18 protein-coding genes are annotated in these 24,705 nt (G+C 69.6%); 9 read left to right on the top strand and 9 right to left on the bottom strand.

The genetic code is table 11. From position 1 onward, the window contains the following. The 9 genes from JYK02_RS00450 to JYK02_RS00490 form a co-directional block, all read right to left on the bottom strand. On the bottom strand, window positions 1-806 hold an 806-nt coding region (locus JYK02_RS00450), incomplete at its 3' end, for a serine/threonine-protein kinase (protein WP_207047883.1). Between the two features lie 137 nt (window positions 807-943). Next, complete coding sequence (locus JYK02_RS00455; RefSeq protein ID WP_207047884.1) at window positions 944-3,940, bottom strand: choice-of-anchor D domain-containing protein; 2,997 nt, start codon at window positions 3,938-3,940, stop codon at window positions 944-946. Between the two features lie 237 nt (window positions 3,941-4,177). Then, complete coding sequence (locus tag JYK02_RS00460; RefSeq protein WP_207047885.1) at window positions 4,178-5,065, bottom strand: alpha/beta fold hydrolase; 888 nt, start codon at window positions 5,063-5,065, stop codon at window positions 4,178-4,180. A 54-nt stretch (window positions 5,066-5,119) separates the two neighbouring features. Beyond that, the gene (locus JYK02_RS00465; protein WP_207047886.1) at window positions 5,120-5,311 is read right to left on the bottom strand and encodes a hypothetical protein; all 192 of its coding nucleotides are present in this window, start codon (window positions 5,309-5,311) and stop codon (window positions 5,120-5,122) included. A gap of 201 nt (window positions 5,312-5,512) precedes the next feature. Then, entirely contained in the window at window positions 5,513-7,432 is a 1,920-nt protein-coding gene (locus JYK02_RS00470) for an AAA domain-containing protein (RefSeq protein ID WP_207047887.1), read from the bottom strand. A gap of 66 nt (window positions 7,433-7,498) precedes the next feature. Further along, window positions 7,499-8,782 carry a chitosanase gene (locus JYK02_RS00475; RefSeq protein WP_207047888.1) on the bottom strand — a complete coding sequence of 428 codons (1,284 nt, stop codon included), beginning with the start codon at window positions 8,780-8,782 and terminating at the stop codon, window positions 7,499-7,501. A gap of 65 nt (window positions 8,783-8,847) precedes the next feature. Further along, a complete protein-coding gene (locus JYK02_RS00480) occupies window positions 8,848-9,726 on the bottom strand; it encodes a hypothetical protein (RefSeq protein ID WP_207047889.1) in 879 nt (292 codons plus the stop codon). An 8-nt stretch (window positions 9,727-9,734) separates the two neighbouring features. Continuing rightward, window positions 9,735-10,277, bottom strand: coding sequence for a DUF350 domain-containing protein (locus JYK02_RS00485; RefSeq protein WP_207047890.1), 543 nt, complete (start codon window positions 10,275-10,277; stop codon window positions 9,735-9,737). A 55-nt stretch (window positions 10,278-10,332) separates the two neighbouring features. After that, window positions 10,333-12,864, bottom strand: a complete 2,532-nt coding sequence (locus JYK02_RS00490) for an ELWxxDGT repeat protein (protein ID WP_207047891.1) — start codon at window positions 12,862-12,864, stop codon at window positions 10,333-10,335. Between the two features lie 269 nt (window positions 12,865-13,133). Here JYK02_RS00490 and JYK02_RS00495 point away from each other — a divergent pair, with 269 nt between their 5' ends. From JYK02_RS00495 to JYK02_RS00535, 9 genes are all read left to right on the top strand, one after another. Next, the gene (locus JYK02_RS00495; protein WP_207047892.1) at window positions 13,134-14,606 is read left to right on the top strand and encodes a circularly permuted type 2 ATP-grasp protein; all 1,473 of its coding nucleotides are present in this window, start codon (window positions 13,134-13,136) and stop codon (window positions 14,604-14,606) included. Beyond that, on the top strand, window positions 14,603-15,595 hold the full coding sequence (locus tag JYK02_RS00500; protein WP_207047893.1) for an alpha-E domain-containing protein: 993 nt from the start codon (window positions 14,603-14,605) through the stop codon (window positions 15,593-15,595). Before JYK02_RS00495 ends, JYK02_RS00500 begins: the two co-directional genes overlap by 4 nt. Window positions 15,596-15,606: 11 nt before the next feature. Continuing rightward, entirely contained in the window at window positions 15,607-17,373 is a 1,767-nt protein-coding gene (locus JYK02_RS00505) for a class II glutamine amidotransferase (RefSeq protein ID WP_207047894.1), read from the top strand. 189 nt (window positions 17,374-17,562) lie between these two features. Next, entirely contained in the window at window positions 17,563-18,387 is an 825-nt protein-coding gene (locus JYK02_RS00510) for an AfsA-related hotdog domain-containing protein (protein WP_207047895.1), read from the top strand. Continuing rightward, window positions 18,384-19,031 (top strand): methyltransferase family protein, encoded by a 648-nt coding sequence (locus JYK02_RS00515; RefSeq protein WP_207047896.1) that lies wholly within the window; start codon window positions 18,384-18,386, stop codon window positions 19,029-19,031. The genes JYK02_RS00510 and JYK02_RS00515 overlap by 4 nt, the downstream gene beginning before the upstream one ends. Continuing rightward, the gene (locus JYK02_RS00520; RefSeq protein ID WP_207047897.1) at window positions 19,019-19,990 is read left to right on the top strand and encodes an NAD-dependent epimerase/dehydratase family protein; all 972 of its coding nucleotides are present in this window, start codon (window positions 19,019-19,021) and stop codon (window positions 19,988-19,990) included. Before JYK02_RS00515 ends, JYK02_RS00520 begins: the two co-directional genes overlap by 13 nt. Before the next feature lie 14 nt (window positions 19,991-20,004). Further along, window positions 20,005-22,701 (top strand): PEP/pyruvate-binding domain-containing protein, encoded by a 2,697-nt coding sequence (locus tag JYK02_RS00525; RefSeq protein ID WP_207047898.1) that lies wholly within the window; start codon window positions 20,005-20,007, stop codon window positions 22,699-22,701. Continuing rightward, entirely contained in the window at window positions 22,698-23,591 is an 894-nt protein-coding gene (locus JYK02_RS00530) for a hypothetical protein (protein ID WP_242588278.1), read from the top strand. The genes JYK02_RS00525 and JYK02_RS00530 overlap by 4 nt, the downstream gene beginning before the upstream one ends. Before the next feature lie 158 nt (window positions 23,592-23,749). Next, the gene (locus tag JYK02_RS00535) at window positions 23,750-24,697 is read left to right on the top strand and encodes a hypothetical protein (RefSeq protein WP_207047899.1); all 948 of its coding nucleotides are present in this window, start codon (window positions 23,750-23,752) and stop codon (window positions 24,695-24,697) included. The last annotated feature ends 8 nt before the right edge of the window (window positions 24,698-24,705 follow it).

Below are 24,705 nucleotides of genomic sequence, written 5' to 3' on the forward strand. Positions count from 1 at the left end.
CTGAACCGGTCGTCGCGCTTGCGCGCCAGCGCCTTGAAGACGATCGGATCCAACGACTTCGGGATGCCGGGCACCGCCTCGGAAGGGGGGACGATCTTGTGCCCCACGACGGCCTTGAGCGTGGCCATCTCCGTCTCGCGCTTGAACAGGCGCCCGTTGGTCAGCAGCTCGTAGAACACCGTCCCCAGCCCGAACACGTCCGAGCGCGCATCCAGCGGCTCACCCCGCGCCTGCTCCGGGGACATGTACGCGTGCTTGCCCTTGATGGTGCCCACCACCGTCTGCGACAGCTTCCCCTGCGCCTTCGCCACCCCGAAGTCGATGAGCTTCACGCCGCCGTTGAAGCCCACCAGCACGTTCTGCGGCGACACGTCCCGGTGGATGAGCGACAGCTTGCGGCCGGACGGACTGCGCGCGTTGTGGGCCGCGTCCAGCCCCGCCGCCGCCTCCGCGATGATCCGGCAGCGCAGCCCCAGCGGGAAGCCGCCCGGGTGCGCCGACGCGCGCGGCACCAGCGAGCCCAAGGGCTCCCCGTGCACGTACTCCATCGCGATGTAGTACTGCCCGTCCACGTCCCCCATCTCGTAGATCTGCGCGATGTTGGGGTGGTTGAGCAGCGCCGCGATGCGCGCCTCGTCCAGGAACATCTGGAGGAACTCGTCGTCCTCCGACAGGTGGGGCAACAGCCGCTTCACCACCAGCAGCTTCTGGAAGCCCACCGGCCCCTTCTGCCGGGCAAGGTAGACGGCCCCCATGCCGCCGGTGGCCAGCTTGCGCAGCAATTCATAGCGGCCGAACGTTTCCACTCCAACCGTGACGATAGCCGCGTCAGCGCGGATCGCAAAAGCCCGAGCATCCCCAAAAACGCGAACCGGGCCGGCCCCCTGGAGGAACCGGCCCGGCCGCGCTGCGTCACGACTCCGTATCGCCTCCGGTCCCCCGGCTACGGCGTGGGGGCGCAGACGCTGCGGTAGCGGATCTCCACGGACTGGCCCGGGGTGGGCACGGAGCCCTGGGCGAAGACGACCGCGTTGCGGCCCGCGTCGTAGGTCCACTGGTCCGCACCCAGGGTGCGGCCGTTCACGCGCACGCTCATCTCCTGCGTGCCGTCCGGCGTGGCGGTGAGCGGGAAGTCCGCCTGCGGCTCACCGGCCTGCTGGATGATGGGGTCCAGGAACCCGCGGTAGTCGCTCTCGCAGACGGAGCCCACGGAGCCGCCCGTGCCCTTGGCCACCGCGGCGAAGCGGGGCGCGCTGCTGCTCGCGGTGGAGCAGGAGCCGTTGGGGATGAGCGCGTGGAGGTTGCTGCGCTGGGACATGCCCGTGCCCTTCAGCGTCTGGAGGAACTGGATGTAGCTGTCGGGCTCGAAGCCGGAGTGGTCGTCCTCATCCGCCAGCACCACCACCGCCATGCGCGCCGCGGCCCGGACGAAGCCCAGGTTACCGTCGTTGGGCTGCGGGGTGCGGACGTCATCGGCCTGCTCGGACAGCGGGGCGGACAGGGCCTGACGCGTCGTCTCCAGGCCCTGCACCAGGTTGTGGCAGAGGCCCACGTCCAGGTTGGACTGGATGGTGGCCGCCGCGTTGGCGCTGTTGCCGGACACCACGCGGGCGCGGCTGCCGTCCACCGGGAAGAGCCGGCCGGCCTCACCGCCGTTGGCGCCGCCGCCGCACACGCCCGTGCGCTGCACCAGGCCCGTGCTGGTGACACCGACGCGCACGTCCACGTTCAGCTCCTTCGCGCGCTGCAGCCAGCCCGGAATCGCGTTGCGCAGGCGCTGCTGGTAGGTGTCCATGGTGGTGGTGTTGGAGACCACGAAGAGCACGTCCAACTGGCTGTCGGTGCCCTGCGTGAAGCGGTCCACCTGGATGCCCTCGTGGTTGGTCTCCGCGAGCAGCGGCACGAGGAAGCGGTTCGCCTCCGTGTCGGCCTGGAAGTACAGTGGGCTGTAGTGCTGGCCCAGCACGCTGCGGGCGTAGTCCACCTCCATCTCGAAGCCCTCGCCGGGCTGGAGCGTGATGGGCGCCGTCACCGGCGTGAGCAGCGAGAACTGCTTGGACGTGCCGTTGCCGATGGTGGCGTCCGCCACGGTGAGCGGCTCGCTGCAGCGGTTGGACAGGAACGTCTTGCGCGGCTTCGCCGGGCAGTCGTAGCGGATGGGCCCGAAGTCCACGAAGGACGGCGTGGCCACGAGGCAGGACGGGTTGGACACCGCGTGGATGGGCAGCGTCACCGTGGGGTAGGCGGGGTTGTTGACGGTGAGCATCAGCTCGCCGTTGAACTCGCCACCCGTGGTGGGCGCGCGGAAGGCAATCATGGAGCTGAAGGCCGTGTCGTAGAGCACCACGCCGCCCGTGATGGGACCGCCGGGCATGGAGAACACGCCGCCGCCGTCATTGGACAGGTGCACGTCCTTGATGGCGCACTCGGCCCGGCCCGGGTTGCGGAAGTAGAAGCCCAGCACCGCGCCACGGCCCGGCACCACGTTGGCGAACTCCAGCTTCGGCTGGGGCAAGAGCTCATACACGCAGGGGCCGGAGGCGCGAGCGCGGCCCGTCAGGACGATGGCGCGCTCGGGCGTGAACAGGTCGTTGGACTGCACGTAGAGCGTGGCGCTGAAGGTGCCCTCGTTCTTCGGCTCGAAGTAGACCTTCAGCTCCAGCGCGTCGTCGCCGGGCTGGATCTGCAGGCCGTTGGCCTCCAGCGCGGGCCAGGTGCCGCCCTTCCACGCGTAGTTCTGCGTGCCGCGCGTGGGCGTGCCCACGTCGAACTGCACCGCGTCGCCGTCGGCGCGCACGCCGGTGAAGGTGAGGGGGCCGTTGCTGCCCGCGTTGGTGATGCGGATGACCTGCTCCAGCTTGCCGCCCACCGGCAGCTCGCCGAAGTCCAGCGCCACCGGGGCCACGGCCAGCGTGGGCCGGCCACCGCGCGCATCCAGCATCACGCGGGACTCACGCGCCTTGTCGGACGCGTACGCCACCGTGAGGTTGCCCACGTTGGGGCCGGAGAAGCGCGCCGCGAACTCCATGCGCATCTCCACCACCTCGCCCGGCTGCACCGTGGTGCCCTCCGGCTTGGTCAGCGGAGAGAAGGCCCGGTCGCTCGTCGCCAGCGCGGAGATGGTCACCGGGCGCCAGGTGATGTTGCGCGCGCGGGTGAAGGACTCGGTGCGCTCGTGCACCGGGATCTCGTCGAAGGGCACGGGCGCCGGGTCGAACGCGAAGGCGCTGGCCACGGAGTTGCCCTTCAGGTCCACGACGGACGGGGTGCACGTCTCGCAGGAGACGACCTCCAGCCGGGCGCCCATCGACCCCAGCGCGCGGGGCAGGTACTTCGTCTTCACCACCTGGGTGCTGAGCGGCGGCACCGTGATGGTGTCCGGCGTGAACGGATCCGCCTGGTCGCCCGCGACCTTCAGCGTCAGCGGCAGGTCCACCGGGTTGGTGACGGTGACCTCCAGCGTGCGGTCGCTGTCCACCTCCAGCGTCTCGTAGTCCAGCACCGGCGGGCTCACGCCAATGCGCGTGGGCGTGCCCAGGCCCTGCACGGGCAGCTGCTGCAGCGCGCCCACGTTGGCGTCCGTCGTCACGCGCAGGGTCTCCTCCACGGGCCCCTCCTTCAGGGGGTGGAAGCGCACCTTGACGACGTGCGACTCGCCCGGCGGCACGCGGCCGCCACCGTCCGTCAGCTCGACCTGGTACGACGGGTTGTTGCCAATCCCCAGCGCCTCCAGCGCGGAGAAGGGCACGTAGCCGACGTTGCGGATGCGGACTTCCTTCTCACGCCACTCGCCCACCGGCACCTCGCCGAAGTCGAGCGCGTCCACGTCCAGCACCGCCGTGGCCTTCACCCCGCGCGTCTGGTCCTCCTCGTGACACGCCATCGTCCCCGCCACCAACGACGCCAGCAGGACGACCCGACCCCTCCACCCCATCACCATTGTCCGCTCCCCACCCTTCCCCACCACACGCACACGGATGCCCGGGACACGTGATCCATCGCGGGCCTCCCCTAATCAAGACCCGTGCCGGGGAACGCCGTTGCCCTGCGCGCACCTGAATTCAGGGACTTGGCGCATCCTCCAGCGGCCAAGTGAGCGCTGGAGGGAACCGGGTTGCCCTGGAGGGTGAAAGGTTTTTCCCGACCTTTTGCCAACCGGCACCCCCAACTTTTCAGGTCATGCAGATGACGCTTCGGCAGGGCGTCCAGCGATGAACGCCGCGATCGCGGCGGCGATGGCCGCGGGCTGCTCCAGGTGCACGTGGTGGCCGCCTTCGAAGAAGCGGGGTGGGGAGGCCAGCGTGCGCAGGGTGGCCAGCCGCGCCTCCAGCAGCTCCGGGGCGGGGGACAGCCCCCGGGTGCCGCGAAGCAACTGCACGGGGCAGGTGACGGCGGCCTCCAGCGCCAGCCACTGGGCCTCATCGAAGCCCTGGCCGAAGCGGCGGCGGTGGCGCGGATCAAACGTGAAGGCGAAGTCGCCCTCCGGCGTCCGGCGGGTGCCGTGGCGCGCGAAGAGCAGCGCCGCGTCCGGGGAGAGGGTGGGGTTGGCCTGACGCAGGCGCTCCGCGGCGGCCTCCACCGTGGGGTAGCGCTTGCGGTTCGGCGGCCGGCGCGAGTCGTCCAGGAACCCTCGCAGGCGCTGCAGGGCGCCCGTGGCCGGGCCGCCGGAAGGGCCCAGGCTCTCGATGAGGGTCAGGCTGAGCACGCGCTCCGGGCGCGCGGCGGCGTACGCGAGCGCGACGATGCCGCCCAGCGAGTGCCCCACCAGGTGCACCGGCGGCAGGGCCAGCCCATCCAGGGTGGCCTCCACGTCCAGCAGGTGGTCGCTCAGGTGGTACGCGGCGCCGGGGCCGGCGTGGCCGCTCTGGCCCATGCCGCGAAAGTCGAGCAGCACCGTGCGCCAGGCTTCGGGCAGGTGCTCGCAGAGCGGATCAAAGCTGTGGGAGTGGTCCAGCCAGCCATGCAGGAACAGCACGGCGGGCGTGCCGTGGGGACCGCGCTGCCGCACGTGCAGCGGCAGCCCTTCTGCGTCGACGGTGAGGGATTCGAATGCGGCGGCGGGCACGGGTGCCTCCTCGTACCCTCACGCCTTACTCCGTCCCCCCGGGTGCTGGCGACCCTACGCGACGGTGCTGGACGAAGACGCCGCCGGGCGCGGCGGGCCGCCGGTGTCCGGCTTGCCGAGCACCATGGCCAACTGCCGGGCCTGGCCCTCCGTGGCGCAGCGGTACTCCTGGGTCTTGCCGTTGGGCCGGTCGATCCGAATCACCCAGACGTCATTCTCCTTGGTCACCACAGGCGCTTGAGACATGCATTCCCTCCGTGCGCGGCAAGAGAAGCAGTCTTCATGCCGACGTCACGGATAAAGCCAAATGCCTGATTTCTGGCCCTCCGCGGCGCCAGGCAGGCAGGCGGGTGACAAAAATCGTTCAGCGATGCGACAAATTTCGGGCGCCCGGGTCGCACTCCTTGCGTAGTTCCACGGGGCAGCCCGGTGTCGTTGGAATGACAATCATTGCTCGGCCGGGTCCGGCCACTCCCAGGCGGAGCGGTAGCCGCCGTCCGTCTGGGTGCCTTCGATGAAGCGCGCGTAGAAGGGGTGGCTGCTGAGGGTGGCGGAGTCGCCCACGACGAACAGGTGCCGGCGGGCGCGGGTGAGGGCCACGTTCATGCGGCGCAGGTCGTTGAGGAAGCCCAGTTGCCCCTCGCTGTTGGAGCGGGTGAGGCTGACGAGGATGGCGTCCTTCTCCCGGCCCTGGAACGCGTCCACGGTGTCCACCTCCACGTCCGGGTGCACGGCCTCCAGCGCCTCGCGCAGGTGGCGGGCCTGGGCGCTGTAGGGCGCGATGACGGCCAGCTCGCGCGGCGACAGGCCCTTCGCCAGCAGCTCGCGCACGCGGGCGATGACGTAGGTGGCCTCGCCCGGGTTGAGGAGGCTGTGCGTGGTGGGCTCCACCTCTTCGTCGAAGCCCTTGCCCGCGGTGTCCAGGTAGAGCACGGGCGGGGCGTCCACCTCCGCGCCTGGCTGGAGCACGCCGTCCAGCGTGCGGTCCGCCACGGACGGGTGGGCTCTCAGCTCGCCGCCGTACATCTCCTTGGAGGGGAAGGCCATGATGGCGGCGTTCATCCGGTACTGCTCGCGCAGCATGCGCTTCACGTCGTCGCCGTGGTCCTGGAGCAGGCGCTCGAAGAGGCTTACGCCCAGGCCCGCCTTCGCGGCCTCCTGCGACAGCACGGTGGGCGGCAACTGCTGCGGGTCTCCGGCGAGCACCACCTTGGGCGCGCGCAGGAAGCCCAAGAGGGCCAGCGGCTCGGTGGCCTGGGTGGCCTCGTCCAGGAGGGCGCGGTCGAACTCCTCGCCCGCGAGCACGCCGGAGCCCAGGCTCGCGAGCGTCACGCACACCACGTCCGCTCGCGCGAGCACGGCCTTCACGGCCTTCTTCTCCAGCTTGCGCGCCTCGTCCATCAGGTCCTTGGCTTCGGCGGTGGAGGAGCGGGCGTTGGAGAAGCGCTCGCGGCTGCGTCCCTGGCTGCGCTGGCGGCGCGCGTAGCCGAAGAGGTCGAAGGCCTCGTCGAACAGGTCGCGGCTGACGACGCGGTCCGGGTGCTCCTCCACGACGATGTCCAGCGTGTGCTCCTGGAGGCGGGCGGCGACGCGCGCGGGGTGGCCCACGCGAAGGGCGCGCAGGCCCTGCTCCAGGCACAGCTCCAGCAGGTGATCCACGGCGGCGTTGCTGGCCGCGGTGCACAACAGGCGCTCTCCGCGCGCGACGGCCTGGGCCGCCACCTCCGCCAGCACGGTGGACTTGCCGGTGCCGGGCGGGCCGTGGACCAGGAAGAAGTCCTCCGCGGCCAGGGCGCGCTTCGCGGCGTCCTGCTGCTCGGGGTTGAGCGGGCGGGTGGGGGTGAAGTCCTTGGTGTTGTCGAAGCGCGGGGGCTCGTTGCCCAGCAGCACCTCGCGCTTGTGGCGCTCCTGGCCCTTGTCCATCGCCTTCACGCGCTGGAGGCCCGCGCGCACGCGCTCGTAGGTGACGTCGTTGGGGACGACGTCCAGGCGCAGCAGGCCCTCGGAGATGTACGCGGGCGGCTCGCGGTCGAAGGCGAGCTGGATGCGGGTGGAGGTGGCGCGCGACACGAGCGCCTTCGCCGGCTCCTTCACCTCCGCGCGGCGGGGCAGCACCGCCACGAGGTCGCCGTTGGACACGCGCGTGGGCAGCCGCCCCCGGTCCGCGCGGGCGAGCGTCAGGAGGATGCGGCCGCCCAGGCCCACCTCCTCCTCGACGGTCTCCAGGTCCAGCACGGACAGGCCCTGCTCCTCGCGCTCGCGCAGGGAGAGCCCCTGGGCCAACGCGGTCGTGCGGGCCTTCTCGGCCTCGCGCTCCTGGGCGAGCAGCGAGCCAAGCTTGTCGAAGAACGAGACGTCACGGGCCATGGCCCCGGGTCATGCCACCCCGGGGCGCCCGCCGTCACGGCCCGTGTGCGGGACTGTCCTGTCGGCCTACTGGCAGGAGTACGTGAACGAGGACGGCGTGCTCCAGGTGCCGTCCGGGTTGATGTTGCGCACGGTGTAGCCGCTCGCCGGGTAGGCCGTGGTCCAGCAGTCGCGGGCGCGCACGTCGTTGCGCAGGGCGACGCCCAGGTCCCAGTTGCCACGGCGGCGCTGCTTCTCGTACGCGGCCACGCGGTCCACCGCCTCCACCCAGGTGGAGTCACTCGCCAGCACGTCGCGGCGCTTCTCCAGGAACTTCTGGAGCCACGCGCTCTCCGTGATGCCGTTGTAGCCCACCACCGGCGCCACCTGTCCGCTGTTGCCCAGGGCCGTGTTGGCCTGGCGGATGAGGTCCTTCATGCCGTCGAAGCCGTGGTTGATGGACGCGTCGTACAGCGCGGCCTTCGTCAGCGCTTGCGTGAGGCCCCACTTCGCGGCTTCGTTGAGGGTGGGCGTGTAATAGAGCGCGTCGTTCACCTGGTCCTGGCACTGCTTGAAGTCCGCCTTCGTCGCGGCGGTGTTGAAGCTGGCCGCCCAGTCCGCGGTCCAGTTGCCCACGGCATCCAGCTCCGCCGTGGACGCCTGCGACTGGCCGGTGGACAGGAAGCGGTTGTTGATGACGGTGAGGCCATTCCAGTACTTCGCCAGACGGTTGCCATTGGCCTCGGTGCGCAGGGCCCGGTAGCACTGCACCACCTGGATGGCATCACCCGTGCCGGTGCAGAAGCCCGCGCGTCCGTTGGTGTAGCCGCGCCCGTCGCCGATGTTCTCCGAGTAGGCGTAGTCCAGCGTGGGCGTGTCGTTCTCCCAGATGCTCGTGAGCGCCTCCGCCACCTTCTTCTGGTTCGCGGTGAGGCCCGTGCCGCCGGGGGACGTGCCGCCGCAGCTATCGGACTGGACCTTCACGTTGGCCGCGGTGAAGGACACGTTGGAGTTGGTGGAGTAGTTGAACGTGTACGACGCGCTGACCGCCACCGTCAGCGACGACGTGCGCGTGAAGGTGCACGTGCGGCCCGACTGCGTGTGCGTCCAGCCGGGTTGATCATCGTCACACGTCACGCCCGTCGGCACGTCGAGCGCGATGACCGGGTTGGCGATGGCCACCGTGCCCGTGTTCTTGAACACGAGCGTGCCCCAGTAGTCCGGACCGTCGTACGTGTTCGTCGTCACCGAGTGCGTGCACGCGCCCAGCGCCTGCTCCACCGTGGCCAGCGCCGTCGCGTCCTCCGCCGCGCCACAGCCGCTGGCCAGCGCCACCAGTCCCACCGTCATCCACGTCCGTGAACCTGTCATGTGCCTGCCCCCACTTGAAAATGGATAGAACAGGAATACAGGTAAGTGGCGTGAATCGCCAGTGCTCAGCCCTGGGTGTCCGGTAGCGGCAGTGGTAGCACGCGCCACAGCTGCGGCTTGTCGTACTGCGGAGGAATCATCCCCAGCGGCCAGCCCTCCGCCGTGAGCTCCGCGTACTGGTAGCCGCGCCCCGCGAAGGGGATGCGGGTGCCGGTGCCGGGCAGCCCCACGCCGATGGCCGCGTGCGCGAGCGCGTCCGAGTAGAGCATCACCGCGTCCACGCCCACCTGCCGCAGCAGCATCAGCGCGAGCACTGCCTTGGAATCGCAGTCGCCCCGGTCCTGCGCGGGCACCAGCCCCGGCGGGACGATGCCGAAGGGTTCGTCACCAGGTAGCTCGTAGCGGATGCGGCGCACGAAGCCGAGGATGAGCTCGGTGGCCTGCGCCGCGTCCAGGTCGCGCTCGCGGATGGAGACGGCGAAGCGCTCGCCCAGCACGCGCACCGGCTCCGCGTTGCTGCGCATCAGCTCCGCGTAGATGCAGCGCATGTCCGTGCCGCACCCGGGCGGCGCCACGTAGGTGAAGCGCTCCGGGCCCATGGCGCGGTAGCGCAGCCGCACGCTGTAGTCGCGGTGCGCCTGCTCCAGCCCGCGCTCCACCGCCTCGCCCAGGCCATAGCCCAGTTGCTGACGGGCGGGCTCCATGCCCTCCACGCGCCAGTCATAGGTCTTCGCGCGCTCCGGCGGCGTGTCCTCTGGCACCAGCACCACGCCCAGGTCCTTCAGTGCCTCCTGCGGGTCGGCCGGGGGCGCTTCCACCTCCGGCTTCGGGGGCTCGGCGACCCGCCCCGCCTTTCGCGCCAGCACGCCCTCGAAGCCCATGAAGGCGAAGAGCGCCCCCACCAGCACCAGCGACAGCAGCAGCTTCCACGAGCGCGAGAGCATGGAAGGGCTCAGGCGGGCGCGCGCAGCATTCCGGTGGGGAGCTGCGGGAAGGGGATGAGGCCGTTGAGCGCGGCCTGGAGGCCGGGCGCGGTGAGCAGCGCGATGACTAGCAGGAAGGCGCACAAGAGGAGCGCGGCGGCGATGTTGCCCTTGCGCACCTCCGCCAGCTCCTCGATGCCGGGGGTCATCTTGTCGAACAGCCGCACGCCCAGGGCCAGCACCGCCACGCCCACCGCGAGCGACAGCCCCACGTGCACCAGCGCCAGCCCCAGCAACTGGAGCACGGACATGGCGGAGACGGGCGGGTTCTGCACCGCCAGGTCCACCGCGTCGCTGGTGGCCTTCAGCGCGTGCTGCACGAGCAGGCCCAGCGACACGAGGCTCGTCGCGTGCACCAGGCCCGCGGCGACGTTGCCCTGGCGCAGCTCCTCCACGGGGTGGCTGTCCAGCAGGCGGCCCAGGCCGCGCATGCTCAGGCCAATGCCGAGCGCGGCCACGAGGCCACCGAGGACGACCTTCACGAGTCCGACGACGAAGAGGGTGAGGTCCATGGCGGGCGCGCGGAGGACTGTAGCGGAAGTCCCCCGCGCCGCCACGGCTCTTGGCTCACCCGCGCGGCCGGCCGTCCTTCACACGGCGGCTGACCGTCCAGGCGAGGGCGAGCAGCGCCACCCAGCCCAGGGCCGAAGAAGGGCCGCTGCCCACCGAGCAGCCCATGCCCTGCCGCATGTCCGACGTCGGGTCGTACTGCACGGTCAGGTGGAAGTTGCAGAGGGACGCGTTGCCGGCCGCGTCGATGGCGGTCACCTGCACCGAGTGCAGGCCCGGCGCGAGCGGCGTGCCCACGACGGGGCTGTAGGAGATCTCCGTCGCGGAGACGGCGTCCTCGGCGGTGGCGAGCGGGTACTCCGCGCGCGTGCCGGACATGACGGCGGAGGTCAGCGTCTGGTCCACCGGGCAGCTGAGCAGCGGCGGCCGCGAGTCGCGCACCCGCACCTGGATTTCGCAGGTGGTGCTGTTGCCCGCCTCGTCGGTGCTGACGACCTCCACGCGGGTGAGGCCCAGCGGGAACAGGTCCCCGGACGCATGCGAGCTGCGGACGCTGACCTGGCTGGAGATGGTGTCGGTGGGAGTGGAGTCCGGCCAGTACGCGTGCGCGCCCTGGGGCCCTTCCGCCTCCACGCGGACCTCGCTCACCTTGCAGGCCCCGGTGGGCGGCTGGCCGTCGCGGATGGTGACGGGGAAGGAGCAGGTGGTGACGTTGCCCGACGTGTCCTTCGCCGTCATCGTCACCTGCGTGGTGCCCATGGGCAGGACGCTGCCGTTCAATGGGCTGTAGGTGACGAGCACGTCCCGGCTCGTCTCATCCTGGATGTTCGGGGTCGGGTAATAGAAGGTGAGGCCCTGCGGCGAGCGCGTGCCCACGGTCAGCTCCGTGGGGCAGCCGTTGATGGCCGGGCCCGTCAGGTCCCGCGACGTCACCGAGGTGGCGCAGTACGCGAGCCGGCCCGTGGCGTCCGAGGCCTGCCAGGTGACGAGCGTGGGCCGGTGGAGCGGCAGCAGGCTGTAGGACGGATGGGTGGTGCGGATGGTCACCTGGGTCGGGCTGCTCACCATCGCCGGGGTCAGGTCCTTCACCCACGTGCCCTCGGCGTGGTCGGAGGCCACCTCCCGGGCGACCGGGCACACGAAGGTCGGCGGCGCGGCATCCCGCTCCATGCGCCAGAGGGCGCGCGGCGTCCAGGCATCCCCGGCCGTCGTCAGCAGCGCGCCCTGGTGTGACACCAGCCCCGTGGGCAGCGCGGAGGTGTTGCCCGACGGCAGCCGCGTCAGCCGGGACGTGCTCGTGAGGGTTCCGTCCGTGTGCCACAGCTCGCTCGCGCCTGGCGCCGTCGTCACGATGAAGGCGAGCCCGCCCTCGAACGGCGTGAAGCCGCGCACGGCCTCGAGCCCGGACTCGGTGGGGCGCGGGATGCGCACGGTGCCCGCGCTGGTGCCGTCCGTCACCCACAGCGAATCACCGGAAGCGCCGCCCCGGCCCAGGATGAAGACGCGGTTGTCCACCGGGACGAGCGTCAGGCCCGGAGGCCCTTCGAGCATCGACCGGGGCAGCGTCTTCACCGGCAGGGTGCCCGCCTCGGTGCCATCCGTGCGCCACAGCTCGATGCCTTCGGGCGTGCCGGTCACGAGGAAGAGGAGCGTGTCACCCAGCGCGGTGAAGTGGTGGAGGCTGGGCCCGGTACCCGTGGGCGCGAACTCCGCGACCATGACGGTGCCCGCCTCCGTGCCGTCCGACTTCCAGAGGGCACGGCCGTGCTGGCCGTCCTCGGCGGTGAAATAGAGGGTGCTGCCCACGGCGGTGAGCTGGAGCGGCAGCGAGTGGCCCGTGCCGGGGCGGATGTCGCGCACCAGCCGGGTGCCCGCCTCGGTGCCATCCGTGCGCCACAGCTCCCTGCCCTCGGCGCCCTCGGCGACGAAGAAGACCGTGTTCCCCGCGCGCACGAAGCCGCCGGGACGCGACGAGTAGGTCCCCGGGAGGATGTCCTTCACGGGCACGGTGCCCGCCTCGGTGCCGTCCGACTTCCAGAGGTCGAACTCCGTCTCGCCCATCCCCCCCGACGCGAAGAGCACGGAGTCCCCGGCGACGAAGACCGGCGCCTGGAAGGCGACCCCGTCGAGCGCTCCCGGGTTGAGCTCGCGCGTGACGTGCGTGCCCTCGCGCGTGCCGTCGCTCGTCCACAGCTCGCGGCCCACTCCCGGCGACGTCGCGGTGAAGAACAGGCGTTGGGGCGTGGCGCGCAGCGAGCCCGGGTCGATGCTCGTGTTCGGCGGCAGCAGCTCCCCCTGCACGGAGCGGGTGCCCGCGAACGTCCCGTCCGTCACCCAGAGGTCCTGGACATAGGGGCCGGTGGCGTCGCGTGGAATGGCGAGGAAGTACAGGCGCCCGTTCAGCCGGGCGGTGGCCTGCGTATCGGGCCGGTTCATCTCCGGCTCAAGGCGGGGCGCGGAGGTGAGGTCCGCCACCCGGCGCACGCTCATCGGATCCGCGGCGACGGGCTCGCCCTGCGCGAACGCCGGGGTGGCGCCCACGACCAACGACAACGCCGACAGCCACGCACGACCGCTGACCTTCCCCATGCCCGCCCTCCCACGCCCGTGCCGCCGCTCACCCGTACCCGGGGCGCACCGTCATCACGCACCCGCCCGGCTACAACCCAGGGCCCGCTCGACTGTTCGCCAGCCAGCGTCCAGACCGGTGTCACACCTGTTTCATGTGTTCACCACCGGCCGCGGCCCCTGCGAAGGCGTACGCGGTCGGCCCGCTTCTGTCACACGCCTGGGGCCCCTCACTACAGTGTGGCTGACGCAGGGCGTCGCATGTCTTCGGCAACGAGACGAGGTCCATCATGAGACAGCTTCAGGTCCGAGGACTGTTTGACGGGTATGCCATCCAGCCGGGCACCTGGGACGAGCTGCTGGGCACGGGCGACGCTCCCCGGGAGGACGTGCTGCGGTTGCTGGAGCGGCTGGGCGCGCGCTCGCCGGCGGAGTTCTCCCGGATGCAGGCGCTGGCGGAGCGGGCGCTGATGAACCAGGGCGTGACGTTCTCCGTGTACGCGGATCAGCGGGGCACGGAGCGCATCTTCCCCTTCTGCCTCATCCCCCGGGTGGTGACGGCGTCGGACTGGGCGCAGGTGGAGCGCGGGCTGGAGCAGCGCGTGCGTGCGCTGGGCCTGTTCCTGGATGACGTCTACGGCGAGCAGCGCATCTTCGAGGGGCGCCCGGAGCTGCGCGACATGGTGCTGGGCACGCCCCAGTACCTGCCGAAGCTGCGCGGGGTGAGGCCCGCGGGCGGCGTGCGCATCCACATCGCGGGCATCGACCTCATCCGCGACGGGCAGGGCACCTTCCGCGTGCTGGAGGACAACCTGCGCACGCCGTCCGGTGTGTCCTACGTGATGGAGGGGCGGGTGCTCTCCAAGCGCGTGCTGCCGGAGGTGCTGGAGCGCACGCGGGTGCGGCGCGTGGACCACTATCCGGCGAAGCTGGCGGAGACGCTGCGCGCGTCGTCGCCGGTGGACCCGGACCGCTCCACCGCGGTGGTGCTGACGCCGGGCCCGTACAACTCCGCCTACTTCGAGCACAGCTTCCTCGCGCGCACCATGGGCGTGGAGCTGGTGCACGGCGCGGACCTCTTCGTGGAGGACGACCGCGTGTGGCTGCGCACCACGCGCGGGCCCAAGCGCGTGCACGTCATCTACCGCCGCATCGACGACGCCTTCATCGACCCGGAGGCCTTCCGCCCGGACAGCATGCTGGGCGTGCCCGGCCTGATGCGCGCGTGGGCCGCGGGCAACGTGGCGCTCGCCAACGCGCCGGGCAACGGCGTGGCGGACGACAAGGCGGTGTACGCGTTCGTGCCGGAGATCATCCGCTACTACCTCGGTGAGCCCGCGCTGCTCGCGCAGGTGCCCACGTACGTATGCGCGCGCGAGGACGACCGCCGCTACGTGCTGGAGCACCTGGAGGAGCTGGTGGTGAAGGCGGTGGATGAAGCGGGCGGCTACGGCATGTTGATGGGGCCGCAGTCCACGAAGGAGGAGCGCGAGGACTTCCGCCAGCGCATCCTCGCCCAGCCGCGCCGCTACATCGCGCAGCCGCGCGTGGAGCTGTCCACGTGCCCCACCTGGGACGCGGCCAGCGGCACGGTGGTGGCCCGCCGCGTGGACCTGCGGCCGTACATCCTCACGTCACCTCAAGGACCGTGGGTGCTGCCGGGAGGCCTGTCGCGCGTGGCGCTGCGCGCGGGCTCCTACGTGGTGAACTCCAGCCAGGGCGGCGGCTCCAAGGACACCTGGGTGCAGAAGGAGGGCGCATGATCGCCCGCATCGCGGAGCACTGCTTCTGGCTGGGGCGCTACCTGGAGCGGCTGGAGAGCGTCGCGCGGGTGCTGCAGATGACGGATCAACTGGCGCTGGACGCGGACGTGCCCGCGGACCAGTGCTGGGTGCCGGCGCTGGCCATCTTCGGGGAGCGGGAGACGTTCGCGCGCAAGCACGGCGCCCGGGCGGAGGCGGACGGTGAGAAGGTGCAGGGCTTCCTCACCTGGGAGGACGACAACTTCTCCAGTCTGGTGGCCACGGTGGTGATGGCGCGGGACAACGCGCGCACCATCCGCGAGGTGGTCAGCCGCGAGTGCTGGGAGGTGACGAACGAGCTGTACCATTTCCTCACCGGCGAGGCGGGCCGGGCGGAGTACGCCGCGTCTCGCTTCGGCTTCTACCAGCACATCCGGCGCATGGTGCAGCTGTGCCTGGGCTTCCTGGACAGCACCATGCTGCACGACACGCCCCAGGAGTTCATCTGGCTGGGCGTGATGCTGGAGCGCGCGGGGCAGACGTCGCGGCTGGTGGACGTGCACCACCACGTCTTCAGCCAGATGCGGCACACGCACCGGGTGGTGGAGACGGCGCTGTGGCTGTCGCTCTTGCGCGCGTGCTCCGGCTTCGAGCCCTTCATGAAGAGCCACCAGGGCCGGGTGACGGGCGACGCGGTGGCGGCGTTCCTCTTGTTCGAGCCGCGCTTCCCGCGCTCGGTGCGCCACTGCCTGGAGTCCGCCTGGCGCTACCTGGGGCACCTGTGCCCGGTGGTGGGCCGGGGGCAGCCGGGGGAGGAGTGCCTGGAGCTGCTGGTGCCCCTGGTGGAGCAGCTGAAGCCGGAGACGCTGGCGCAGGAGGGCGCGTCGGTGCACGCGCTGCTCACGCGCATGGTGGAGGGCACGGACGCGCTATGCACGGAGATCTCCCGCGCTTTTTTCGGCAAGGCACCGGTGCACGTGCAGGTGGGCACCCAGGAGATGGCCGGATAGAGTCCGCCGCCATGTTGAACCTGCTCGCGCTGTCCTTCGAGGGAGAGCTCGCCCCTGGCTTGGACCTGCGCTGCCTCGCCCCTGGCGCCAAACCGCCGGACGGCTGGGGCGTGGGCTACTACCCGGGCGGCGAGTTCGCGGCCACGGTGCTCAAGGAAGCCGCGCCCCAGCTCCACAGCCGCCGCAGCGAGCTGGTGAGCACATGGGATCCGCTGGAGTCCTCGCTGCTCCTGTTGCACCTGCGCACGGCGACGTGGGGCCCCCTCACGGAGGCCAACACGCAGCCCTTCGTCCGCAGCGCCTGGGGCCGGGACTGGCTGCTCGCGCACAGCGGCAGCCTGGAGCAGCGGCTGACCATCGCGCCGGGCGCACGCTTCGAACCGGTGGGCTCCACGGACTCGGAGACGCTGTTCTGCCGCTTCCTGGACTGGATGCAGGAGCAGGGCTGGCGCAGCCTGGGGGACGTGGACGCGCCCCGGCTGCGCGCGTGGCTGGACGAGATGAACCGGCTGGGGCCGCTGACGCTGGTCGTCTCGGACGGCAGGGATTTGTGCGTCTACGCGGACCGCACGGGCGCGACGCAGGCGTGGCTGTGGCAGGTGTCGCCGCCGTACGAGCGGCTGGTGCTGGGCGACGACGACGTGGAACTGGACCTCACGCGCCGGGGCGCCAAGAGCCGCAAGGGCGTCATCGTGGCCACGCAGCCGCTGGAGTCGCGCACGGAGGTGGCGGCCAACTGGACGCAGCTGTCGCCGGGCGCGCTGGTGCTGGTGCGCCAGGGGGCCATCCGCGTGGAGGTGCTGCCCCCGGAAGCGCACGGGCAGGGGACGGTGGCGCCCGCGATGGCGGCCGAGTTCGAGGCGCGAAGCCGCCTGCGCCGCCCGCCGGAGATGCCGGTCCAGGTGATGGACGTGGTGCACCGCACCGTCTACCGCTACGACAAGCCGGTGGAGCGCAGCTCGCACCTGCTCCGGCTGACGCCGCTGCATGACCGGCTCCAGTCGCTGCTGTCGCACGACGTGAGGCTATCCGTTGGGGTGGTGCGCTCGGACTACGAGGACGTCTTCGGCAACCGGGTGCGCCGGGCGGTGGTGGACACGCCCTACACGGAGCTGGTGATGGAGGCGCGCTCGCGCGTGGAGCTGCGCGATACGGATCCGTTGGGCTACCGGCCGCTGCACGTGCGCTCGGTGCTGCCGCTGGTGTGGATGCCGTGGCAGGCGAACATGCTTCAGCCGTACCTGCTGCCGCCGGAATTGCCAGACACGCAGCTGGAGGAGTTGCTCGAGTACGCGATGAGCTTCGCGCGCCGCAACGACTTCGACCTCTTGGACACGCTGCTGGACATCAACTACTCCATCTACAAGGAGTACCAGTACGCGCAGGGCACCACGACGCTGAGCACCACGGCCTTCTCCGTGTACTCGGCGCGCAGGGGCGTGTGTCAGGACTTCGCGAACGTGTTCATCTGCCTCGCGCGCCTGTTGGGTGTGCCGGCGCGCTACGTGTGCGGCTACCTCTACACGGGCCCCAAGCACGCGAACGCGGTGATGGCGGAGGCCTCCCACGCGTGGGTGCAGGTCTATCTGCCGGAGGTCGGCTGGAAGGGCTTCGACCCCACGAACGGCATCCTCACGCAGACGCACCACGTGCGCGTGGCGGTGGGTCGCCAGTACTCCGACGCGACCCCCACGACGGGCACCATCTACCTGGGCGGTGGGGGAGAGAAGCTGGAGGTGCTGGTCCGCTGCGAGCCGGTGTCTCCGGAGGGGCAGTAGGCCGCGAGCCACACTGGCTGTCGCAAACCAAGACGCATTTCGCGACGTGTCATGGCGGTTCATGAAACAGTCCCGGAAGTCCTCTCGGGTCTGTTTCCCCTCTGTGGGAAAGCGGGCCTTCCCCGGTTCTCGTATTGAGACATCGTGATTCCTAGACTGTCTTTCCCCCTCAGTTGGAGAAAGGCAGACATGGATTCCGATTCAAGCCATCCCGAGCGGCGCGTGCGGGTGGCGTCGCCGGAGGCCGTTCCCTTCCTGCTCGTCCCCGAGCCCCTTCTCCCGGACGTCGAGCACCCCTGTCGCATCCCGGTGAAGGACGTGGAGGAGGCGGAGTTCCTGGCCGCCGTGCTTCAGGAGCACTGCGGCCTCTACCTGGGCACGCGCGCCTCCGAATTCCCCGCCCTGGCCGACTGGGCGGACGCCACGCCGCTGGGCGTGCGCGTGGGCGACGCCTGGAAGCGGGACCCGCCGGAGAACGTCTCCGCGCTCCTCTCCCGCATCCCCGTGCGCAACCCCGTCTCCGAGGGCCGGCAGGCCTTCAGTGAAGCGGAGCAGGCCAGGCCGCTGGCGCGCATCGACCCGGTGCTGGTGCACAAGCGTGACCCGGCGAACGTGCTGCTCGCCAACGCGTGCCGGGTGGGCGCGCTCCAGCAGTTCAACTGCTTCACCGAGTCCCCGGAGTTCATCTTCGACCATCCCTCCGGCCACGTGCAGGGCATGCTGCTCACGGAGCTGGCGAGGCAGGCGAGCATCGCGGCCATCCACGGCGTGGGGCTGCCTTTGGACTGGTCGCTCATCATGACGCGACTGTCGTTGGAGTTCCGGCGCTTCGTGCGCAACGACGTGCCCATCATCATCCGCACCTTCGTCAGCTTCCGGCTGCCCGAGTGGGCGGAGCCGGTGCGCAGCGTCGGCAAGCGCAGCCGCATGTGGATCGCCGTGCAGGGCTGGCAGGAGGACACCTTCTGTTTCTCCGGGCTCATTGGCGCGCTGAGCGCGAAGGAGGCGTCATGAAGAACCTGCACCGTTGGATGCCCACGCTGCTGCTGGTGACGGGCGTGGGATTGCTCATTCCGTTAGGCATCCGGCAGGTCCTGCGCACGCCGGAGGACACCCGTCCCATCGCGGGCCTGATGCTGGGCCTGTACCTGACGTGGATGCTGGTGGAGAGCCGGGTGACGCTGCGGGAGACGCGCAAGCCCACCGCGGAGCGGGACAGCGCCACGCTGGAGCTGTATGCGATTGCGCGCCTGGCCACCATCCTGCTGGCAGTCGCGTTCCCCACGCTGGAGTTGGGGCCCGCGCCGCGCGCGCTGGGGCTGTTCTGTTTCATCGCCGGGGTGTCGCTGCGGCTCACGGCCATCCGCACGCTGGGGAAGGCCTACTCGCACCGGGTGCGGCTGCCGGACGCGAGCCTGCTCGTCACGGAAGGCGTGTACCGGAAGCTGAGGCACCCGGCGTACACCGGCATGTTGCTGGCGCACGTGGGCTACCTGCTCGTGTTCCCCGCGGTCGTGGGCATCGCGGTGTTCGCGCTGATGTTCATCCCGGCGGTGCTCCTGCGCATCCGGCACGAGGAGCGGCTGCTGTTGGGCTCCTTCCCGGGCTACGCCGAGTACGCGGCGAGCCGCAAGCGGCTGGTCCCATGGGTCTGGTAGCGCCGCCCGGAGGCTTCGGCGTCGTGCTCACGGGCGCGACCGGAATGGTGGGGCAGGCCTTCCTGCGCCAGCGAGGAGCGCATCCCGTGCACGCGCTGGTGCGCTCACCGGACGGTCGTGACTTTGGAGACGGCGTGCATGTCGTGCGGGGAGACCTGCACGGCATCCCGGAGGCGCTGTTTCCTCCGTATCCCTATGTCGTCCTGCACCTGGCCATGAAGCAGCGGGACACCAACCACACGGGCTTTGAGAGGACCAACGTGGATGGCACGCGGCGGCTCCTGACGCGGCTCCGGGGGGACTGCCGGGGCGTCCTGCTCGGCAGCTCCATGTCTGTGTATGGCCCGGGGCCGCACCGGGGCGTGAAGGAGGAGCATCCGCTGCGTCCCATCACCGCGCTGGCCCGTTCGCGCGTGGCGGCGGAGGACGTCGTCACGGAGCACGCGGTGCGGACGGGGATGCATGCGGCGCTGCTCCGGCCGCGTTTCCTCCTCGGGCGCGGGGACCGGTTCGTCCTGCCCGCGATGGTGAAGCTCCTGAAGCAGGGCGTGCAGGTCGGGGACGACAGGGTGGGGTGCTCGGTCATCGATGTGGATGACCTGGCCCGAATCCTCTGGCGGCTCGCGAGCCGGATGGTGGAGACGCCGCATCCCGAACAGCAGGCGCTCAACGTCGCCTATGCACGACCGCTCCTGCGCGGGGAGTTCCTGGGCACGGTGGCACAGCGGCTGGGGCTGGAGCGTCCCGCCGTGAAGGTCCGAGTCCCCGGAGCGCTCCTGCGAGTCATGCGGGAGGTCCCCAGCCGGCGTGCCCGGGCGATGGCGGAGCGTCTGGAGTTGCTGACCCATTCACAGTGTCTGGATGTCTCGCGGCTCGTGAAGGTGCTCGGGCCGGAGGACCTGTTGTCGAGGTCCCCGGTGGAGGCCCTGCGAAGCGCGCTCAATGACTTTCCTTCCTGAAGGAACCCCCACCCATGTCTTCCCCCCTCCCGCTCGTCTCCATGACCGAGGCCGGCGATCCGCGGCACGTCGGCCAGAAGTTCGCGCGCCAGCAGCACCTGGCGAAGCACGGCTTCCCGGTCCCCGAGTTCTTCTGCCTCACCACCACGATGTTCCAGGAGGTGGCGAGGCCCCTCCAGTCCGCCATCGACCGGCTCACCACGGCGGTGGACCGCACCTCCCATCAGGACATCCGCCGCGTCGCGGAGGAGATTGAACAGCTCTTCCTCCAGGTCCCCCTGGGCGCGGACCGCGAGGCCGCCATCCTGGCTGCCTTTGATCAGACCTTCGGCAAGGACGGCATGGTGGCAGTGCGAGCCTCCGTCGTGGGCCGGGCGTTGGAGGAGAGCGAGGATTCGGAGACGGATCCGTTCGCGGGCGTGAGCTCTACGTTCCTCTACGTGCGAAGGGACACGCTGCTGGACCGGATCCGCCGCTGCTGGGCCTCCGCCTACACACCGGAAGGGCTCATCTACCGGCTGGCGCAGGGCCGCGACGTCCGAGGGCTGATGGTGGCGGTGGGCGTGCAGCGGATGATCCCAGGCCGCCGCTCCTTCGTGGCCTTCACCTGCGACCCGAAGACGACCGAGCGGCGCACGCTGGTCGTCGCGGGGCACGGCATCGGCGAGGGCGTGGTCCAGGAGAAGGTGGGCGTGGACCACTACTTCATCCACCCGGAGACGGGGCACATCGACCGGGAGCTGGGACACAAGGCGGACATGCTCTGCGAGAACCCGGCGCCGGGAGGCGAGCTGGTCCGCCGGCCCGTGCCGGAGCCCCTGAGGGACGCGCCGTGCCTCACGGATGAGGAGCTGAAGCGGCTGGCCGCGCTGGCGAAGGACATCGAGCACAGCTTCGGCATGCCCCAGGACATCGAAGGCACGTTCACGGAGGACGGCACGCTGCATGTGTTGCAGGCACGGCCCATCGCCTTCGACTTCCGGAAGATCCGCGTGTGGGGTTGCGGCAACGTGTCGGAGAGCTTCCCGGGCGTCACGACGCCGCTGACGTACTCGCTGGCGAGCTACTTCTACGAGGTCATCTTCTACGACCTGCTGCGCCGCATGAAGGGCGCGGACGCGAGGGCCCTGCACGACCAGACGCCGGCCTTCCAGAACATGCTGGGGTTCATCGACGGGCGCGTCTACCACTCGCTGTCGAACCTGATGCACGTCAACGGCATCAACCCGTTCATCGCGGCCACGTCCATGCGGGACCTGGAGGACGTGCTCCAACGGGACGCATCGCTGGTCATCCGGCTGCCGGGCCACCGTGAGAGCTTCCCCAGCACCGCGAGCTACGCGTACGCGCTGGGCCGTTCGGCGTTGGGAGCGCTGAGCGTCACCGCGACGTTCCAGCGGGACTTCGAAGCGTTCGAGAAGTGGTGGAAGCAGACGCTCGCGGGGCTGCGTGCGTTGCCGGTGGAGAAGGAGGACCCGCTGGTCCTCATCCATCACTTCCGGCGGGTCTGGACGGAGGTGGGGAACTGGTGGGGGCTGACGCTCATCAATCACTGGTACATCAACACCTGCTTCGGGCTGGCGCGAAGGCTGTTGCTCAAGTGGACCGGAGAGGACCCCAGCGCGCTGTTGGTGGGCCTGATGTGCGGGGCGAAGCCGGACGCGGGAACGCACGCGCTGCTCTCCGCGGTGGCGCTCGCGGAGAAGGTGCGCGCGGACGCAGCGCTGGCGAGGCGCTTCGACGAAGAGGACGCGGAAGCCCTCTGGAAGAGCATCGACAAGGGGGACGTGCCACCCGAGTTCGCCCGAGCCTTCCGCGAACACCTGAGCGAGTACGGAGACCGGGGCGTCCAGGAGCTGAACGTGGAGCGCCCGAACCTGCGGGACACGCCCTGGGACCTGGTGCGGGTCGTCCAGTCCTACGCGCGCACGTCCGTCACGCGAGAGGAGCTGAGGGCGTCAGACAGGGCCAGGCGCACGGAGGCGGAAGCGCAGCTAGGCACACTCCTCCAGGGGCATCCGCTGAAGAAGCTGGCCATCGAGCAGTTGCTGGAGAAACTGCGGACGGTGATCGGCCTGCGAGAGGACAGCCGGTTCTGGAGAGGCCAGCTCTTCGGTTTCAGCAAGCAGGTGTTCGCGGCGCTGGGACAGCGGATGGCGGAGCGGGGCGTGCTGAATGCACCGCCGGACGTGCATTACCTAACGATGCGAGAGGTCCTGGACCACTTCGAGGGCCGCAGCGTCACGAGGAACCTGGGCGAGCTCACGAAGCTGCGCAGGCGAGAGCAGCAGGACAACCAGGAGCGCCAACCGCCGCGAGACTTCACGACGGTGGGCAGCGTGGCGGACGGCGTCCCCAGGGTGGTGGAGGCCGCGAGCGACAATGCCTCGCTGTTCAAGGGAATCGGTTCAAGCGCGGGAATTGTAGAGGGCAACGCACGCATCGTGCTGGACCCGGGTGCAGTGGGCACGCTGGGCAAGGACGACATTCTCATCGCGAAGGAGACGGACCCCGGCTGGCTGTTCCTGATGCTGGCGTCCGGAGGCATCGTCGTGGAGCGAGGAAGCATGCTCTCGCACACAGCCATCGCGGGCCGGAAGTTCGGAATCCCCACGGTGGTGGGCGTGGCGAACGCGACGACGAGAATCCCTGATGGAGCCAGGGTCCGGGTGGATGGTTCCACGGGGACGGTCACGCTGGTGGCGGCATGAGCAGGACCGTCATGGAGCGGGCCAGGGCAACGCTGCGCTTCTCGGTGCAGCGCTACCCGCCGCTGTTCTACCTGCTGGTCATCACGCTCTGGTGCGTGAGCCTGGACGGGATCTTCGGAGTTCTAGACGGAGCACCGGGGCTGAGGTTCTCCCCGGACCTGCTGCACGTCGCGCTGAGCATCTTCGGCGTGGGCTACTTCATGCGCATCGTGGATGAGTTGCGGGACTACGAATACGACCTCGTCCACAACCCGAACCGGGGCCTGGCGAAAGGGGACGTGACTTTCGGGGACCTGTACGTGGCGCTGGGGCTCAACGCGGCCGTGTTGCTGGGCACGAACCTGGCGGTGTCGTGGGTGAGGGCCGCCATCCTGGCGGGAATCATGGTGCACGCGCTGGTGCTCTGGGTGCTGGAGAAGCACTGGGTCGCGTACCAGCGCAGCATGTTCCTGATGATAGGAATTGCCATCCAGCTCCACGTAGGCCACGGCCTCTACGTCTGGGTAGCGCACGCGGAGCGCACCGGAAGACCCCTGAACCCCCAGGGGCTCCTCGCCATTTTGGCGATGGTCTTCCTGTACCTGCACTGGGAAGTGATGCGGAAGGCCGCGTGGCCCGGGACCACGAAGCTAGGGGAGAAGCTCTACAGCGACGAAGTGGGGTCCACTGCCAGCGCGGTGATTGCTTTCACGGTGATGGCCGGAGCGGTGGGTCTCTTCCTGTGGCTGACCAAAAGCTGGCTCTTCCTGCTGCCCCTGGGAATGGCGGTCATCAACCTGACGCTGTTCTTCAAGAACCGCAGGCCCCGCGCCCTGTCAGGAAAGCTCGCGGCCCGGAGCTACTTCGCGTTTCTCTTCGTCATGCTGGCGCGCGCCACACTCGGAGCCTGACGGGGGGTTGAGCTGGCTCGTGTGATGTGGAGATGGGCTGAGCCGAGGCCACATGATAAGCATGGGTCAGGCAAGAACCATCAGTCTTGAGTGACTAGCGCACTTGACCTCTTTGAGGCAGTCGACCTTTACTGCGTCGGCCGACATCAGGGGGAGACATGAAACGCTTTTGGCTTTTCGTGGTGCTGTTTGCCAATGGATGCGCAACGTCGGTGGTTCTGCCGGAACGCGGTGCATTGGGCGCGGGGGTGTATACGGGTGTTGAGAACGTCGAAGACTACAATCTCTATATTCCACAGTCATTGCTGAGGGCGGAAACCTTTGCCGAGGCCAGGGCTTGTGCTGTTGCCTTCAATGATGCCTCAAAAGAGGGTAATCGCTGCGGTGGAGTTGAGGGTACTCTGCGAGTTGGTCAGTTGGCGGCTGTGGGAATGGCAACCGTCTCAGCAGGTGTTAGCGGGCTGGTGGAGAGCGATGCCGCGCAGCGACATTGGAGGATGGCCGCGATTGGCAGCACCGCGGTGTTGGGCGTCCTGACGGGCTTCGATCTGTGGTTGAACTGCGGCGAGCGAACGTGGGTACAAAAGACACTTGCAACGGAGCGTCTCGCCAAGCTCAATAATGCTGGACGACTTGCATCTTGTGGAACTCGGTTCTCCGCGTTTGAGCGAGTTCGTCGGGATGCTGAGCTGAAGGTGGGAGAACTCAAAAATCAGATGGAGGCACAGAAGTCATCGCTAGTGGCAAGTGGAAAGCAAGATCAGGTTAATGCATTTGTTGCGCGTGTTGATGGACTTAATAATGCATTGGAGGGGCCCAAGCCGGTGGCGGAGGACATTCGACAGGCGGTGAATGATTTGAGTGCGACCGCGACGCAGCTCGGTGCAGGTGGAAAGCTTGACGAGCTGAAGAAGGATTTGACGGCAAAAGCTGAAGAGGCGATCCCTCTTGTCGCTGTTCTCTGCCGGGACGTCGCGAAGGCTGCCGGAAATGATGGCCGACAGGTGACCGCAGGTGACTACATGGATGCGGCACATAAGGAACTGGTGGAGTGCCTGACAGGCCGCTTCACTCAATTCGGAACAGCGCCGGTGGTGGGGCCGTAGTCGCATCC

The sequence above is a fragment of the Corallococcus macrosporus genome, from assembly GCF_017302985.1.
Classification (GTDB): domain Bacteria; phylum Myxococcota; class Myxococcia; order Myxococcales; family Myxococcaceae; genus Corallococcus; species Corallococcus macrosporus_A.